Here is a 17179-nt window from a genome sequence, read left to right as displayed (position 1 = left end):
GGTGTGGTGGAGTTAAATTTTATTTCAACGTATTATGTTCTTCAATCATCTGTCCAGTATTGTACCAACGGGCGACTGGTTCAATGTCGCAGAGCCGGTGACCGGATCGAACGGAGAACGAGGCGGAGCGAGCGGAGAACGACGTGCGACGGACGGACGCCCGGGAGGAACAGGTCGAGCGTCCAGTGCCGTGGGGCGAACGGACGACTCGAAGCGGCCACTCGACTGGAGAACGAAATTCCCGAATAGAGAACGATTTACCCCACAGAACGAACAACATGTTGTGATAGAGAACACTGCGCGGCGATCGGACAACTATGATGATGAAAGACCCGTGGTCGGACCCGGAGGACGTGGGGACAGTCCAGCGTCGGATACGGCTGGACGCGCCGCTCAGGCGTCGAACGTGTCGGCCTTCGCGAGCACGTCGGAGTCGTCGACGTTCCAGTCGTCGAGGAACTCGATCTCGGCGGCGAACAGTTCGCCGAACAGCTCGCGTGACTCGTCGGGCGTGAGCGTCTGGACCTGGTTGTCGACCGAGAAGCCCTGGAAGGCCATGTCCACGTCGCCCGTGCGGGCGGCCTCGATGACCGTCTCGATGGTGTCGACGTGGCCCTGGACCATGCTGCGGACGGGCCGCGGGAACCCGCCGGCGTTGACCGGCTTGACCTGGTTGTCCCGGACGACCGCGTTCGTCTCGACGACCGGGCCCTGCTCGATGTCCGACACCTGCCCCGTGTTGGGCAGGTTGACGTTGGTCACGTAGGGGCCGTCGCCGGTCAGCCCCTCGAGGATGTCGAGGAACTCCTCGCCTGACGATTCGAGTTCGAACTCGCGTTCGCCCTCCATCCAGCCCTCGACGTTGGTGGTCTGCTTGGACTCGGCGGGCGTCCAGTGTTTCGCGCGGTAGTCGGCGTCGGTGCGGCGGACGCCCCAGTGGTTGAGCGAGTCCTGCCCGTCGGCGATGAACGAGGTGGCGTACTCGATCAGGTGGCGGTCGCCCGCGGCCGGGAGGACGCCGAACCGGCGGAACAGCTCCCAGGTGACCTGCCAGTTGTCGGTGAAGACGCTCTCCTCGGCCAGGTCGTCGTAGGTGAACCGCTTGCTCCCACGCTCGCCGTCCTTTAGCTCCTCCAGCAGCGGCCACAGGTCGACGCCGTTGCAGCGGGCCTCGTCGACCCACGTGAAGTGGTTGATCCCCTTGACGTTGACCTCGATGTCGGCGCGCTCGGCGCCCATGCCCAGTTCCTCCTCGGCGAGCATCGCGAGGTGCCAGCGCGTGCCCAGCACCTCGTGACAGAGACCGAGGGCGTTGATATCGGGGTACTCGTCGTACAGCGCGCGGGTGACGAAGTGGACGGGGTTGGTGTAGTTGAACACCCAGGCGTCGGGGCAGTGTTCGCGGATCGCGGCGGCGAACCGGCGGAACACGGGGATGGTGCGCATCGCCCGGAAGATGCCGCCCGGGCCGATGGTGGCGGCGACCGCCCCGTAGATGCCGTACTCTTTGGGGATCCGCAGGTCGTGGACGAACGTCTCGCGGGGGTCGTACTGCGTCGAGAGGATCACCGCGTCGGCGCCCGCGAGCGCGTCCTCCAGCGAGCCGACGGCTTCGTAGGACCACTCGGCGGTGGCGTCGGGGTCGTCCTGGACCCAGTTGCCGAACTCTGCGTTGGTCTCGGCGGCCTCCTGGTTGGTGTCGTAGAGGCGCACGTGGCCGTCGAACTCCGAGAGGGCCAGGTCCTGGATGAGGTTCGGCGCCCACTGGCGGCTCCCGCCGCCGATGTAGGCGATATCGAGGTCACTCCGGTCTATCGGCTGCTCGGCGTGTGTCGCGTCTGGTGCCATCGACTGAGGGTTCTCACGCCCACGGTTAAGAACTTGGGTCGCGGAGAGCGGAACCGCGTCGCCTAGCGGCGCGTGCGCCCGGGGGATCGGTGTTCGCTATCCGTCGACCCGCCGCGTCAGCCGCTGTCGACCACGAGACCGTACGACTCGGCGGCCGACACGCTGAACTCGACGATATCGTTCTCCCCCGAGCGGGCGGTCCCTTCCACTCGGGAGAGTTCGACTGATTCGCCGTCGGCGGTCTCGACCGCCTCGATACGGTCGGACGCCGCGATCCGGCAGGTCCCGTCGCGCCCGGCGCGGACCGTGGCCGCGTCGAGCGTCCCGTCGCTCCAGGCCACGTCGACCTCGAACCCCCCGCGAGCGCGAAGTCCCGAGACGGACCCCTCGTCCCACGTCTCGGGGAGCGCGGGGAGCAAGCGGATCGTCCCGCCGTGGCTCTGGACGAGCGCCTCCGCGATCCCCGCGGTCCCGCCGAAGTTGCCGTCGATCTGGAAGGGCGGGTGGGCGTCCAGCAGCGAGTCGTACGTCGAGTCGGCGAGGAGTTTCCGGACGTGCTCGCCGACGGCCTCGCCGTCGCCGAGGCGGGCGAACAGCGCGATCGTCCACGCGCAGGACCAGCCCGTGTGGCCGCCGCCGTGGTCGAGCCGCCGCTCCAGCGACGCCCGGACCGCCTCGTCGAACTCCTCGGGATCGAGTGCGAGGTCGGCCGCATCCGGACGGCCGTCGGTGGTAACCCCACCATCGCCGTCGTGCAGCACGTCCGCCGGGTAGTAGCCGAAGAGGTGCGAGACGTGGCGGTGGCCCGGATTGACCTCCTCGCAGTCTTCGAGCCACTCCCGCAGTCCGCTGTGCTCGGTGACTCCCATCGGCGGGAGCCGGTCGAGGGCCTCGGCCAGCTCGGCGGCGAACTCCGCGTCCCGGTCGAGCGCGTCGGCGGCCTCTATGCAGTGGCCGAACAGGTCCCGGGTGAGCTGGATATCCATCGTCGGCATCACGCAGGTGGTCGCCTCCTGGCCGTCCGCGGTCCGGAACTGGTTCTCCGGCGAGGCCGACGGCGCCGTGACGAGCCAGTCCTCCTCGGGATGCTCGACCAGGTAGTCCAGCAGGAACTCGGCGGCCTCGCGGAGGACCGGGTAGATCCGCTCGAGGTCGGCGCGGTCGCCGGAGAAGGTGTAGTGCTCCCAGAGATTTTGACAGAGCCAGGCGGCGCCCATCGGCCAGTGGCCCCAGTGGGCGTCGGCGGTCTGGCTCGTCGTGTGCCAGCGGTCGCTGTGGAGGTGGGCGCAAAAGCCCTCGCAGCCGTAGCGCTCGCTGGCCGTCTCGCGGCCGGGTTTGCGAAGGTCGTCGACGTATTCGACCAGCGGGTCGGCGCACTCGGCGAGGTTGGCTACCTCGGCGTGCCAGTAGTTCATCTCCAGGTTCACGTCCAGGGTGAAATCGGAGTCCCACGGCGGGTGGTGCTCCTCGTTCCAGATCCCCTGGAGGTTGGCCGGCAGCGTCCCCGGTCGCGAGGACCCGAGCAGGAGATACCGGCCGTACTGGAAGTACAGCTGTGCGAGGTGCGTGTCGCGCTCGCCGTCGCGCACCCGGTCGAGCCGTTCGTCGGTCGGCGCGTCGACCGGCGCGCCCAGGTCGAGGTCGACCCGGTCCATCCGTTCGCGGTGGTCGGCGACGTGGCGCTCGCGGAGCGCGGCGTAGTCGTCGCCCGCGACCGCGGCGAGCGTCTCCCGACACTCGTCGCGGGGGTCCCCGTCGGAGGGCGCGACGGCGGCCGCGACGACGACCGTCACCGCGTCGGCGCCCGCGACGACTATCCCGTCGTCCTCGTCCGGGTCGGACTCCGAACGGCCATCGCCAGCGCCGATCGACGGCGCCTCCTCGTCGGCGGCCGCCGCGACGGCGCCGCCCTCGGCGTGGACCCGTGCCCGGCCCTCGAACCTCTGGCCCCAGCCGCCGGGTTCGACCGACTCGTCGTCGCCCGGGGGGTCGATCACCTGTCCCCGGAGGACGACGGTGTCGTCGACGACCGTCGCGCGGGCCGAGCGGTCGCGGTCCAGCCGGACCCGCGCGTCGACCGCACCGGGTTCGTCGGCCTCGATCCGAACCGCGAACACGCCGTCGGGCGCGCTCGCGAAGCACTCGCGCTCGAAGCGCGTTCCATCGACGGTGTATTCGACCCGCGAGACCCCCTCACGGAGGTCCAGACTCCGCCGGTACTCGGCGGGGTCGTCGTGGCCCGGACAGTCGAGCAGGAGGTCGCCCAGCGGCTGGTACGGTTGAACACCGGTGGTGTCGGTGACGAAGAACTCGTTGCACAGTCGCTGGGCGCGCTCGAACTCGCCGTCCCACAGGCACTCGCGCACGGCGTCGAGGTCGTCGGGCCCCCCCGAAGGCGTCCGGTCGGCGTGGTGACCGGCCCACAGCCGGTCGTCGTTGAGCGCCACGCGCTCGCGCGCCGGGCGCCCGTGGACCATCCCGCCGAGGCGGCCGTTGCCGACCGGGAGCGCCTCGACCCACTCGGCCGCCGGCGCGTCGTACCACAGCCGGTCGTCGTGGTCCGATCCCGGGTCCGGGTTCGAGTCCAGGTCGGAATCCGGATTCGAGTCCGAGTCGAAGTCCGGGGCGGATCCCTGTCCCGGCATCGGTCAGTCCAGCTCCAGCGTCCCGCGGATCCCCTCGGCCAGGCTCGTCCCCTCGCTGGTCGCGAAGAACTCCATGCCGACGTAGCCCTCGTAGCCCGCCTCGTCGAGCGCGTCGAAGACGTTGCCGTAGGCCATCTCGCCGCTCCCCGGCTCGGTGCGCCCCGGGTTGTCGGCGACGTGGACGTGCCCGACCTGGTCGATGTTCTCCCGAAGGTTACGGATCACGTCGCCCTCGGTGATCTGCTGGTGGTAGGCGTCGAAGAGGACCTGCACCCGGTCGCTGCCCACCGAGCGAGTGATGTCGAACGCCTCCCGGGAGGATTCGAGGAAGTAGCCGGGATGGTCGACGACGGTGTTGAGCGGCTCGATCACGACCGTGACGCCGGCGTCCTCGGCGGCGGGCGCCGCGTCGGCGAGGACGCGTTCGAGCGCCCGCCGCTGGGTGTCGTGGCCGAACCCTCCCTGGTCGGGACCGACTGTGACGATCAGGCAGTCGGCGCCGACCTCGGCGGCGGCGTCGAGCGACCGCTCGATGTCGCCCACCGCGGTCTCGCGGTCGTAGGGGTTGACCGCCGCGGGCGCGTCGCGGTCGTCGATGTTCGACCCGGCGCCGGCGGCGAGGATCCCGGCGATCTCGACGCCGTGTTCGTCCGCGGCGGCGCGGACGGCGTCGAGGTCGGCGCCCTCCCAGTCGAAGAACTCGACGGCGTCGACGCCGAGGGCGCCGGCCCGTTCGACCCCGTCGGCGACCGTCTCGCCGTCGTCGGCGACGATCCCGGCGTTGGCGGCGAACTCGACCATCAGACGGTCACCTCCCGTGTGGTGACGGCCGTCGGAGCCGCCGGAACTCCTCGGCGGGCGGCGGTCGAACGGGCGAGCGGGCGGGCGCGGCGCGCGGCGATGCGTGGCATGGGCCGAGCAAGCGCCGGGTGGCTCTTGAATCCACGCCTCGCGGCGGTCCGGACCGGGACTCGGGTAACGAGATTTATAACGCCGCCTCCGGTACGGGGCGTATGGCGACCGACAGCGACGAGCCGAGTTCGTTCGAGGACTTGCCGATGCGGGTCGGCGCGGGCCAGTTCATGGACCCGGCACCCGAGCGGCTGCGATACATCAAGCAACTCGGTGCCGACGACATCCTGCTGAACATGTACCAGGTCGACGAGCCGGACTACGAACACATGCCCGACGACGAACGGGTGCCGCTGATCGGCGACGGCGAGTGGTCCGCGGAGAACCTCCGCGAACTCCGCGAGCGGGTCGAAGCGGAGGGCGTGCGGCTCAACGCCATCGAGAACGTCCCCGTCTCCTTCTACGAGGACATCATGCTCGACGGGCCGAAACGCGACGAACAGATGGAGAAGATGAAGCGGACGATCCGCAACATGGGCGAGGCGGGTATCCCCATCTTCGGCTACCACTGGGCGCCCGCGGGCGTCTGGCGCACCGGCTGGACGACCACCCGTGGCGGCGCCGAGGTCTCGGTCTTCGACGCCGACGAGGCCGACATCGACGAACTCACCCACGACCGGGAGTACACGGAGGAGGAGCTGTGGGACAACTACGAGTACTTCCTCGACGAGATCCTGCCCGTGGCGGAGGAGGCCGGTGTCAAGCTGTGTCTCCACCCGAGCGACCCGCCGATGGAGAAGCTGGGCGGGATCCCCCAGCTGTTCCGCAACTTCGAGAACTTCAAGCGGGCGATGAACTACCGCGACACCGACCACCACGGGCTGGAACTCTGTCTCGGCTGCTGGTCGGAGATGGGCGAGCCGCTGGACGAGGTGATCCGCTACTTCGGCGAGCGCGACGAGATCTTCTACGTCCACTTCCGCGACGTGTCGGGGACCGTCCCGAACTTCTCCGAGGACTTCATCGACGAGGGCAACTACGACGAGTACGAGCTCCTCAGGCTCCTCGACGATGTCGGCTTCTCGGGCATGATGATCCCCGACCACACCCCCCACCTGGAGGGCGACACCGACTGGGAGCACCGCGGTCGCGCCTACACCGTCGGCTACCTCCGCGGGATGCTGAAAGCGATGCGCGCCGAACAGGCGGCACGCGACGCCGGCGCCGGCATCGTCGCCCAGGACTGACTCGGTGCGTCTGGTGCCCCCGTCCGACCCTCGGTAACCGCCTGACTGTGACGGGTTCTGGCCATCGAAACAGGAATCGGCCGTCTGACCGCGGCACGTTCATGAAATCTGAACAGAAATTTACTTTCTGAGCGTGATCCGTTCCGTCTGTCGGAACGGAAGCCGACCGTCTGCGCCTGTCACGGACCGGTCGTTCGGAATCATCGTGACTCGCTCACACAGTAGTTCCACTGATGATGGAACAGTAGCGGCACCAATAATGATTATAAACAACCCCGCTACAGGCGGCTGACAGTTCCCGTAGATGTGCATCCGTGAGGGTTGGTAACGCGCTATAGGGGTAGATTCGAAACACAGGTATAGAACTGTAATTTGGCGCAGCGTTTCCAACATCAGTAGATTTTATCACCGGCGAATCTGTACAGACTGTATGGGAATCACCGAACCGGGTGCGAACGACGACGCGATCGGGGCCGTCGAGCGGGCCTTCGCGGTCGTCGAGGTCATGCGCGAGCAGGGAACCGTTCGGATCGACGACGTGGCGACGGCGCTGTCGATCCCGACGAGTACCGCCCACTCGCACCTGCAGACGCTGCAGTCGGTGGGGTACGTCGTCCAGGGGAGCGACGGCTACCGGCTGAGCTGTCGGTTCCTCCGGGACGGCGTCGCGGTACGCCAGCGCCGGAACGTCTACCGCGCGACGAAGTCCGAGATCGACGCGCTCGCCGACTCCACGGGCGAGGTTGCGAACCTCGGGATCGAGGAGAACGGTCAGCGGGTCATCCTCTACCAGGCCGAAGGGACCGAGGCCGTCTACGACAACGCGCCGATCGGTGAACACACCGAGATGCACTGGACCGCCCTCGGCAAGGCTATCCTCGCACACCTCCCCGCCGACTACGTCGACGATATCGTCGACACCTACGGGCTGCCGGAAGCCACCCGGCACACGATCACCGACCGCGACCGGCTAGACCGCGAACTCGCGCGCATCGCGAACCGCGGCTACTCGATCGAGGACGAGGAGCGCCGTGAGGGGATCCGGTCGGTCGCCAGCCCGGTCCTCGTCGAGGACGACGTGGTCGGGTCGATCTCCGTCTCCGGTCCCAAGGAACGCCTCGACGACGACCGCATCGAGGACGAGATCCTGCCGGAGATCCGAAACACCGTCAACGTCGTCGAAGTGAAGTACGCCTACGACTGAGAGCGGACGCATGACCGCTCACCGCGGCGCGCGAACGCCCCCGGTACGCTCCCCTTACTCCCCGCGGAAGTGCGGGATGATGGTCTCCTCGTAGTGGGTCAGGGTCTCCTCGTAGTCGCCGACCGGGATGAGGACGACGTTGTCCAGCCCGGCCTCGACCCAGCGTTCCAGGTCGGCGATGGCCTCCTCGGGCGTCCCGGAGACGGTCACCGCGTCGACCGCCTCGTCGGGGACCTTCTCGGCCGCGTTCAGGAGTCGTTCCTCCTGCTCCTCGTCGAAGGCCATCTCGAACATGATCGGCGTCTCGTCGGCGATGTCCTCGTAGCCCATCTTCGCGAGCAGCGGCGGCCGCAGCGCCAGGCTCGTCCGGTTGCGCTCGATGGCCGCCTCGCGGGCCGCATCGCCGTCCTCGGAGACCGTCGTCGGGATCATGACCGCCCGGTCGATGTCGTCGGGGTCGCGCCCGCGGTCCTCGGCCACGTCGAGGACACGCTGGAGGTCTTCCTCGTACTGTTCGGGCGCGTGGATCCACGGGAACCAGCCGTCCCCGAGCGCACCGGTGAACCCGCGCATGCTCTTGCCGTACCCGCCGACCCACATCGGCGGCCGGGGCTCCTGCACGGGCTTGAGTCCCATGTGTGCGGCCTCCAGCTGGTAGAACTCCCCGTCGAAGTCGACGGGCTCGTCGGCCGTCGAGTCCCACAGCCGGTCGATCACCTTGAACGCCTCCGAGAACCGGCCGAACGGGTCCGACCAGTCGATGTCCTCGATGGGCGTGAAGTTGAACGCCTCGCCGGCGCCGATCCCCAGGCCGAACCGCCCGTCGGTCATCTGGTCCAGCGTCACGCCGATGTGGGCGAGTTCGGTCGGGTGGCGCCGCACCGAGTCGGTGACCCCGGGCATCAGCATCGCCTCGTCGGTGTGCTGGGCGATGGCACCGAGGACGGTAAAGGCCTCCCACGGCGGGTCCACGAGGAACTCCTCGGAGCCCGTGGGGTGAAAGAGGTGGTCCGGGACGGTGATGATGTCGAAGCCCGCCTCCTCCGCGCGGACCGCGTCCTCGACCGTTCCCTGCACGTCGCCGTACGTCACGACCTGGCACCCGAAGTTCAGATCCTCGGGCTCTCTGTCGCTCATGGTCGTACCGTCGCCCGATCGCAGTAAATAGTTGCCCCTTTCGCGAACGGTGTTCGGGCTCCGTCGCCGCGCGACCGCACGGGAACGCGACCGGAGCCGACTGGTGAAATCGACCGGGGACAGCTACCTTTATGAGCGAATCGCCGGTTGGTTCGAACGACATGAGCTTCCTCGACGACGAAACCTATCTGCTCGAAACGGACGCGGCCAGAGAGCTGTACGCCGAGATCGAGGACCGACCGATCCTCGACCCGCACAACCACGCCGACATCGTGGAGATCGTCGAGAACGACGGCTGGGCGGACATCTGGGAGGTCCAGGGCGCGACCGACCACTACGTCTGGTCGATGATGCGCAAGCGCGGCGTCGACGAGGAGCTGATCACCGGCGACGCCTCCAACCGCGAGAAGTGGACCGCCTTCGCCGAGGTGGTCCCGGAGATGGCGGGCAACCCCGTCTACGAGTGGCTCCACCTCGACCTGAAGCGCCGGTTCGGCATCGACCAGCCCGTCTCCGCTGACACGGCCGACGAGATCTGGGCGGAGACGAAGGCCCAGCTCGAAGCCGACGACATGCGCCCGCAGGAACTCCTGCGGGAGATGAACGTCGAGGTCCTGGCGACGACGGACAACCCCACATCGCAACTCGAATACCACGAGCGGGCCGTCGACGAGGTCGAGGGCGTCGACATCCGTCCCACCTGGCGCGCGGACCCCGCCGTCAACATCCAGAAGTCCGGCTTCGTCGACTTCGCCGACGACCTCGCGGACGCCACCGAGTACGACACCGACGACTTCGCGGGGTATCTCGACGCGCTGGAAGCCACTCACGAGTACTTCGACGAGCACGGCTGCGCGGCCAGCGACCTGGGCATCCTCGAACCCGTCTCGCGGCCGGTCAGCGAGGAACGCGCCGCGGAGATCTACGCCAGGCGCCGCGCCGGGGAGTCGCTGTCCGAGCGGGCGATCGAGGACTTCCAGGCGTACCTCCTGGAGTTCATCGGTGAGCTGAACGCCGAGACCGACTGGGTCACGCAACTGCACATCGGCGCGCTACGGGACTACCGCGAACAGTTGTACGACGAACTCGGCGCTGCATCGGGCGGCGACGTGTCCACGGGCGATATCGAGATCGCGGAGGGACTGGACTACTACCTCGACCGCTTCGACGGGGAGGGGGAGATCATCCTCTACTGCGTCGACCCGAGCCACTACCCGACGCTGACGACGCTCGCGCGGGCCTACTCGAACGTCAGCGTCGGTCCGGCCTGGTGGTTCAACGACAGCCCGTTCGGGATGGACCACCAGCTCGACTACGTCGGCAGCGTCGACCTGCTGGCCAACCACGCCGGGATGGTCAGCGACTCGCGGAAACTGCTATCTTTCGACTCGCGGTTCGAGATGTTCCGCCGCACCCTCGCAAACGTCGTCGGCAGGAAGGTCGAGCGCGGGCAGATGCCACTCGACGTGGCCGCGGACCTGGTCGACCACGTCGCCTACGAGCGCCCGAAGGAACTGTACGGCTTCTGAGCGGCGGGGCCGCACCGCCCGGGCGATTCCGACCCTCCCTTCCGGGACCGACCCCCTTTTTATCGGTGGATACAGTGTGTCGTCGTATGGACATCGACGTTCCGAGTTCGTTCGACGAACGCGACTGGAGTCGCCCGGTCGACGGTGGGCCCGTCCGGTTCGCCGTCCTCGGGCTGGGCTGGTTCGCCCCGGACGTGGCGATCCCGGCCATTGAGGAATCCGAGTTCTGCGAGACGACCGTCGTCGTCAGCGGCGACCGGGAGAAGGCCGAGCGCGTCGCCGACGAGACGGGCGTCGCCCACGCGCTAACCTACGACGACTACGCCGACGGCGAGGCGAGCGAGGCGTACGACGCCGTCTACGTCTGCACGCCGAACGCGCTCCATCTCCCGCACGTCGAGACGGCCGCGGAACTCGGCAAGGACGTGCTCTGCGAGAAACCGCTGGAGGCGAACGGCGAGCGCGCCCGCAAGTGCGTCGAAGCCTGCGAGGCGGGCGGCGTCGAACTGATGACCGCCTACCGGATGCACACGACTCGCTCGATCCGGTGGCTCCGCGACGTGGTCCAGGACGGCGCTATCGGTGACCCCGTCCACACCCGCGGCGCGTTCTCCTACAACCTGGTCGCCGCCGGCGAGGACATGGACCAGTGGCGGCTGAACCCCGACCTCGCGGGCGGCGGCCCGCTCATGGACCTGGGCGTCTACCCGCTGAACACGTCCAGATTTGTCCTCGGTGCCGACCCGGAGGCCGTCCACGCCACCACCGTCGAAGGTCCCGAGGGCTTCGACGGCCTGGAGAAGTACTGCGCGTTCACGATGGAGTTCCCCGACGGTGCGGTCGCCGAGTGCGACACCGGCTACCAGGTCGCCGGCGACAACTACTTCGAGGTCGGCGGCACCCACGGCCGTATCCGGGTCGACGTGCCGTTCAACGTCGACGCCGACCGGACGATCACCGTCCGGAAGGGCGGCGAGGAGCAGGTCGTCGAGGTCGCGGAACCCTCCGAGATGGTCGAGGAGTTCGACTACTTCGCGACGGGGGTCCTGACCGACATGGAACTGGGCCCCGGCGGCGAACACGGCTACGAGGACATGCGGATCGTCGACGCCATCTACGAGTCCGGCGAGTCGGGCGGGCGTATCGAGCTGTAGCCACCACCGTTTCGCCGCCCGATTTTCTCCGCGCTCCTCCCGCACCGGATGCTCAGTGCAGGTGATGGACTTAGCATGCGAGCATCCGTCGAGCGAACGCAGTGAGCGAGGCGGTTCACCGGACGCAAGCGAGCGAAGCGAGCGCGTCGTCCGGTCTTTTTTCCCCAAGTTTTTGCGACGGAGGATCCCCGCAGCGAGGCCGAAGGCCGAGCGAGGAGCTCTCCGTCGCAAAAAGTGGGTTTGCAGAACGAACTGAACGGTAGTTTCGGACCGAGAATCGTCGAAGACAACGTCGAAAGACCCGCTACCGCGCCCTCGTTACGCCTCGTAGTTCGCGAGCGTCTCCTTGATGGCGTGGTAGGCCGGTTTGGGGTCGTTGCCGGAGTCAAAGAGTAGGGGATCGCCGGTGAGGTTCTCGAACCAGTTGGGGATCCACGAGTCGGAGTCGCGGACGCCCCAGACGATCATCGTGTCGACGCCCTCGTCGAGACAGACCTCGGTGATGTCGCGGTAGAAGTCGGCCTGTTTCTCCCAGCGGGCTTCCTGGTCGCCGGGGTCGTCGTCGGGCAGGTAGGCCACGTCGAACTCGGTGATCTCAACGTCCAGTCCGAGGTCCTTGAACCGGCGGATGTTCTCGGCGACCGACTCGATCCCGGGCTTCTCGTGGAGCGCGTGCATCTGGAGGCCGACGCCGTCGATGGGGACGCCCCGGTCCAGCATCCTGGAGACGAGGTCGTAGATGGCGTCGGATTTGACGTTGACGCCGTCGGCGCCGTAGTCGTTGTAGTACAGGTCGGTGTCGGGGGCGACCTCGTTGGCCCAGCGGAAGGCGTCGTCGAGGTACTCCTCGCCGAACGCCTCGTACCAGAGGTTCTCGCGCATCGTCCCGTCGTCGGCGACGGCCTCGTTGACCACGTCCCAGGTGTCGACCGTGTCGCGGTACCGGCCCGCGGTGGTGTGGACGTGTTCGCGCGTGAACTCCTCCAGTTGCTCGGTCGTGTAGTCCCACTCCTGGAACCACTCGGGCGTCTGGTTGTGCCAGACGAGGGTGTGGGCGCGGACCGACTGGTCGTGTTCGCGGGCGTAGTCGACGACTGCGTCCGCGTCCGAAAAGTCGTAGACGCCGGGATCGGGCCGGAGCGGCCCCATCTTCAGGGCGTTCTCGGCGGTGACGTAGTTGAACTCGTTGCGAAGGATCTTCTTGTAGGCGGCGTCGGTCCGCAGCGGCTGGGCCGCCACCGCGGCGCCGATCTGGAAGTCCCGATCCTCGGCCACGTCGCGCAGTCTGTCGTCGTCTGCCATACCCCGAACAGGTGAGCACTCCCCGATAAAGATACCGGGGACGTTCTCGCAGATGATTCCGGAGTCCGCGCAGCTGCGCCGCGGATCCGCACTAAAACGTCCGGGGGATCCCGGCGCGGCCCGCCGTGAGGGGAACCCTCAAGACCGGTCCGACTGAGGATGGGCGCATGCACGTGACGGCCCTCCGACGGGACGCCGACGGCCCGCTGTTCGACGCGGGCGACCAGCGCCTCAAACTGCAGGTCCTCGCCGACGACATCGTCCGGCTCGTCTACACCGCCGGCGAGTCGATCCCCGACCCCGAGAGCCCGATGGTCGTCGCACAGGACCCCGACGGCGAGTGGGACCTCCTCGAGCGCGAGTCCACCTACGAACTGGTCACCGACGCCCTGCGGGTCGAACTCGACCGCGAGACGGGCGCACTCACGTGGCGCGACGCCGAGGGGGACTTGCTGGTCCGCGAGCCGGCGGACGGCGGGAGGTCGCTCGTCCCGGTCTCCCCGGACGACCTGACCGTCGGCGACCACGAGGTCGCCACACCGCGCGAGAGCCTCGACCGGGAGGCGTACTCGACACGTCTCGGTCTCGAATTCAACGACGACGAGGCTATCCTCGGGCTCGGCCAGCACGAGGGCGGCGTCGCCGACTACAGCGGGGAGGCCCAGACCCTCTACCAGGGCAACACCAAGGTCGCGATGCCCGCCATCCTGTCGACCGGCGGCTACGGGATGCTGTGGAACACGGGGTCGCTGACGACGTTCCACGACGACCAGCACGGCTCGTACGTCTGGACCGAGTGCGACGACGCGCTCGACGTGTTCGTCGTCGCCGGCGACCCCGACGAAGTGATCGCGGGCTTCCGCGAACTCACGGGCGAGGCGACGATGCTCCCGAAGTGGTCCTACGGCTACGTCCAGTCCAAGGAGCGCTACGAGACGGGCGAGGAACTCGTGGAGGTGGTCGAGGCGTACCGCGACCGCGAGGTACCCATCGACTGTATCGTCCAGGACTGGCAGTACTGGCCCGACACGGAGGACCATCACCCCAATTTCGAGGAGTGGGGCGGTCCCCAGGGTGACTGGGGCCAGTGGGGTCAGAAGTCGTTCCACCCCGGACGCTACCCCGACCCGTCGGCGACGATGGACGCGCTCCACGAGCGCAACGTCCGACTGATGGTCTCCATCTGGCCGAACATGCTGGCCGGGGAGAACTACGACGAGATGAGCGACGCCGGGCACATCCTCGACGACGCGGACGTGCCCGCACCGGGCAACGAGCAACGGTATTACGATGCTTTCTCCGGGGAGGCGCGGGACATCTACTGGAACCAGGCGAAGAAGGGGCTCTTCGACCACGGCGTCGACGCGTGGTGGTGCGACTCCACCGAGCCGTACGACCCGACCTGGACGCTCCCGACGGCGCCCGACCCGTTCGCGCTCGCGAAGCACACGACGGACGCGTTCAAGCGCGTGCTCGATCCGGGCTACATCAACACCTACTCGCTCCACCAGGCGAAGGGGATGTACGAGGGCCAGCGCGCGGCCACGGAGGACAAACGGGTCATCAACCTCACCCGGTCGGGGTACCCGGGCCAGCAGCGCTACGGCGCGATCACGTGGTCGGGCGACATCGAGGCGACGTGGGAGCGCTACCGCAAGCAGATCGCCGACGGACTGCAGTTCACCGCCGCGGGCAACCCCAAGTGGACGCTCGACGTGGGCGCCTTCTTCGTCGGCGACGGGCCCTCGTGGATCACCGACGGCGACTTCGACGACGGCGTCGACGACCTGGGCTACCGCGAACTCTACGTCCGCTGGTTCCAGTACGGCGCCTTCCTGCCGATGTTCCGGTCGCACGGCACCGACACCCCCCGGGAGATGTGGCGCTTCGGCGAACCCGGCGACCGCACCTACGACACGCTCGTGAAGTTCGACCGCCTGCGGTATCGCCTCCTGCCATACCTGTACTCGCTGGCGGGCTGGGAGACCCACCGCGACTACACGATGTACCGCCACCTCGCCGTCGAGTTCCCGGAGGACGAGGACGCCCACGACGTGGCCGACCAGTTCATGTTCGGCCCCTCCCTGCTGGTCTGTCCGGTCACCGAGCCGATGTACTACGGGCCCGACTCCGAGGAACTGGACGGGAAAGCCGAGGCGCGGGCGGTGTACCTCCCAGAGGGGACCGACTGGTACGACTTCTGGACGGGCGAGCGCTACGACGGCGGACAGACGATTCTCGCCGACGCGCCCCTGGAGAAACTGCCGCTGTTCGTCAAGGCCGGCAGCGTCGTCCCGATGGGGCCCCAGATCCAGCACACCGGCGAGAAACCGGACGCGCCGTGGGAACTGCGCGTCTATCCGGGTCGAGATGGCGAGTTCGACGCCTACGAGGACGCCGGCGACGGCTACGACTACGAGGACGGCGAGTACGCCTTCACCCCGATCCGCTGGGACGACACCGCCGACGAACTGACCGTCGAAGACCGGGAGGGCTCGTTCCCGGAACTCGTGGAAGAACGCGACTTCGAGGTGGCCGTCGTCGACGAGGGCGATGGGACCGGCGTCGAACCCGCCGATCCCGACGCGACGCTGCAATACGACGGCAGCGCGGCCAGCGTCGAACTCGACCGATAAGCGGCCGGTTCGGCTCCGGCGTACTTGAGGGAAGGATTCGGTTGTGTGGTACTGTCAGCGGTGCGGTCGGCGCGTGCTGTCGTCTCGGAATCGCTTGCGATTCCGAGGGCCGTCAGAGCTTGCTCTGACGTTGGCGCGCTTTCATGCGCGCGACGTAGCCGCGCGAGGGATTCGCGACTCGCGTGTCGCGAATCGGCTGGGGAGGCTCGTGGCCGTCTGCGGTACTGTGCGGGGCGGTTGCCGTGGTGGTGCTGTGCGGTTCCTGGCGGACTGAAAGGGCGAGGCGCGCTCGCGTGCAGTTCAGTCGTCTGAGCGACCCCTATCCGCGCGGGCAGTGCGGAGAGCGCGGATATGTCGCTCAGCGACCGCGAGCGGGCCGAGGGCTTTCAGCACTCACCGTCAAGTGCGGTCGCGATTACCCCTAGCGAGCGGGCCGAGGGTTTTCACCGCTTGCTGTCCCCTCCGGTCGAGACGACTGTTTACGAGTGACCCGAGGGCTTTCAGCGCCCGCTATCGAGAACGCTCACCATCCTCCCCGCCGCTCCCACGACATCGACCCCCATACTCAAGTCGTTCGCACACACCCCTCCTGTATGCAATTCGACTGGATGGTCGGCTGCTACGCGGGCGCGGGGGTCCACAGGGACACCCCGCTCCTGGAGCACGTCGACCGGGAGACGGTGATGGCGGGCATCGACGCGGCCGTCGACGCGGGACTGGAAGGGCTGTGGGCGCCGGACCACTTCATGCTCGGGCCGCGCCACGAGGAGTTCGAGGTCTGGACGCTCCTGTCGGCCATCGCCGAGCGCACGCGCGGCACGGGCCTCGACATCGGTCCGCTCGTCGGGTCGATCACCTACCGCAACCCCGCGCTGCTGGCGAAGATGGTGACGACCGTCGACCACCTCTCCGGTGGTCGCGCTCGGCTCGGCCTCGGCTGCGGCTGGCACCGCGAGGAACACGAGGCCTACGGCTACGAGTTCCCGCCGGTCAACCAGCGCATCGACATGCTCGACGAGGGGATCCAGGTGGTGAAGGCGATGTTCACCGAGGCCGAACCCGACTTCTCGGGCGACCACTACGAGATCGAGGACGCGTTCAACGAGCCGAAACCAATCCAGGATCCCCATCCGCCGATCGTCGTCGGCGGCGCCGGCCCGCGGATGCTCAGGCTCGCCGCCCGCCACGCCGACGAGTGGAACGTCGAGATCTCGGGGCGAGCGCGGGGCAAGCCGATCGAGTTCAAAGCCCGAAAATTCGACGAGTACCTCGAAGCAGAAGGCCGCGACCCCGGGGATGTCGAACGGTCGTGGCTCGCCCACTGCATCGTCCGCGAGGACCCCGACGAACTCGACCGGCTGTGCGAGGAGATCTTCCCGCTGCCGTGGGGCGAGGAGGAGGACGTGGACGACCAGCTCAGTACCCCGGAAGAAGCCCGGGAGAAGGGCGACTTCCTGATCGGCACCCCGGCGGAGGTCGCCGAGCAGATCGAGCCGATCCGCGAGCTCGGCTTCGGGAAACTGCAGCTCATCTTCCCGGACTTCCCGAGCACGCGCGGGATGGAACTGTTCGGCGACGAGGTCGCGCCGCAGGTCCGGTAAGCCGGGGGCAACCCGGCTCGGGCG

The 17179-nt window shown here is 67.9% G+C and carries 11 protein-coding genes; 6 read left to right on the top strand and 5 right to left on the bottom strand.

Translation table 11 applies throughout. The annotated features are described in order from the left end of the window. Nucleotides 1-393: 393 nt before the first annotated feature. From ACMGFG_RS03470 to ACMGFG_RS03460, 3 genes are all read right to left on the bottom strand, one after another. Nucleotides 394-1848: a family 4 glycosyl hydrolase gene (locus tag ACMGFG_RS03470; protein ID WP_436928964.1), complete on the bottom strand. Its 1455-nt coding sequence runs from the start codon at nt 1846-1848 to the stop codon at nt 394-396. Between the two features lie 116 nt (nt 1849-1964). Then, a complete protein-coding gene (locus tag ACMGFG_RS03465) occupies nt 1965-4493 on the bottom strand; it encodes a glycoside hydrolase family 95 protein (protein ID WP_436928963.1) in 2529 nt (842 codons plus the stop codon). 3 nt (nt 4494-4496) lie between these two features. Continuing rightward, nucleotides 4497-5294: a TIM barrel protein gene (locus tag ACMGFG_RS03460; protein ID WP_436928962.1), complete on the bottom strand. Its 798-nt coding sequence runs from the start codon at nt 5292-5294 to the stop codon at nt 4497-4499. A 212-nt stretch (nt 5295-5506) separates the two neighbouring features. Here ACMGFG_RS03460 and ACMGFG_RS03455 point away from each other — a divergent pair, with 212 nt between their 5' ends. Both ACMGFG_RS03455 and ACMGFG_RS03450 read left to right on the top strand, forming a co-directional pair. Then, complete coding sequence (locus ACMGFG_RS03455) at nt 5507-6592, top strand: mannonate dehydratase (protein ID WP_436928961.1); 1086 nt, start codon at nt 5507-5509, stop codon at nt 6590-6592. A 430-nt stretch (nt 6593-7022) separates the two neighbouring features. Further along, on the top strand, nt 7023-7796 hold the full coding sequence (locus tag ACMGFG_RS03450) for an IclR family transcriptional regulator (RefSeq protein WP_436928960.1): 774 nt from the start codon (nt 7023-7025) through the stop codon (nt 7794-7796). A 54-nt stretch (nt 7797-7850) separates the two neighbouring features. Here the strand turns inward: ACMGFG_RS03450 and ACMGFG_RS03445 are convergent, their stop codons facing one another. Beyond that, a complete protein-coding gene (locus ACMGFG_RS03445) occupies nt 7851-8933 on the bottom strand; it encodes an LLM class flavin-dependent oxidoreductase (RefSeq protein ID WP_436928959.1) in 1083 nt (360 codons plus the stop codon). A gap of 161 nt (nt 8934-9094) precedes the next feature. Between ACMGFG_RS03445 and uxaC the strand changes: the two genes are divergently transcribed. Further along, nucleotides 9095-10462: a glucuronate isomerase gene (uxaC, locus tag ACMGFG_RS03440; RefSeq protein ID WP_436928958.1), complete on the top strand. Its 1368-nt coding sequence runs from the start codon at nt 9095-9097 to the stop codon at nt 10460-10462. A gap of 86 nt (nt 10463-10548) precedes the next feature. Beyond that, nucleotides 10549-11616 carry a D-xylose 1-dehydrogenase Gfo6 gene (gfo6, locus tag ACMGFG_RS03435; RefSeq protein WP_436928957.1) on the top strand — a complete coding sequence of 356 codons (1068 nt, stop codon included), beginning with the start codon at nt 10549-10551 and terminating at the stop codon, nt 11614-11616. A 318-nt stretch (nt 11617-11934) separates the two neighbouring features. Here gfo6 and ACMGFG_RS03430 read toward each other — a convergent pair whose 3' ends face one another. Continuing rightward, nucleotides 11935-12918, bottom strand: a complete 984-nt coding sequence (locus ACMGFG_RS03430; protein ID WP_436928956.1) for an endo-1,4-beta-xylanase — start codon at nt 12916-12918, stop codon at nt 11935-11937. A gap of 167 nt (nt 12919-13085) precedes the next feature. Between ACMGFG_RS03430 and ACMGFG_RS03425 the strand changes: the two genes are divergently transcribed. Continuing rightward, complete coding sequence (locus ACMGFG_RS03425) at nt 13086-15554, top strand: glycoside hydrolase family 31 protein (RefSeq protein ID WP_436928955.1); 2469 nt, start codon at nt 13086-13088, stop codon at nt 15552-15554. A gap of 593 nt (nt 15555-16147) precedes the next feature. Further along, nucleotides 16148-17155: an LLM class flavin-dependent oxidoreductase gene (locus ACMGFG_RS03420; protein WP_436928954.1), complete on the top strand. Its 1008-nt coding sequence runs from the start codon at nt 16148-16150 to the stop codon at nt 17153-17155. Nucleotides 17156-17179: the final 24 nt, after the last annotated feature.

Source organism: Halosimplex halobium (assembly GCF_051414055.1).
GTDB lineage: Archaea > Halobacteriota > Halobacteria > Halobacteriales > Haloarculaceae > Halosimplex > Halosimplex halobium.
This window is presented reverse-complemented; position numbering and strand designations above follow the sequence as displayed.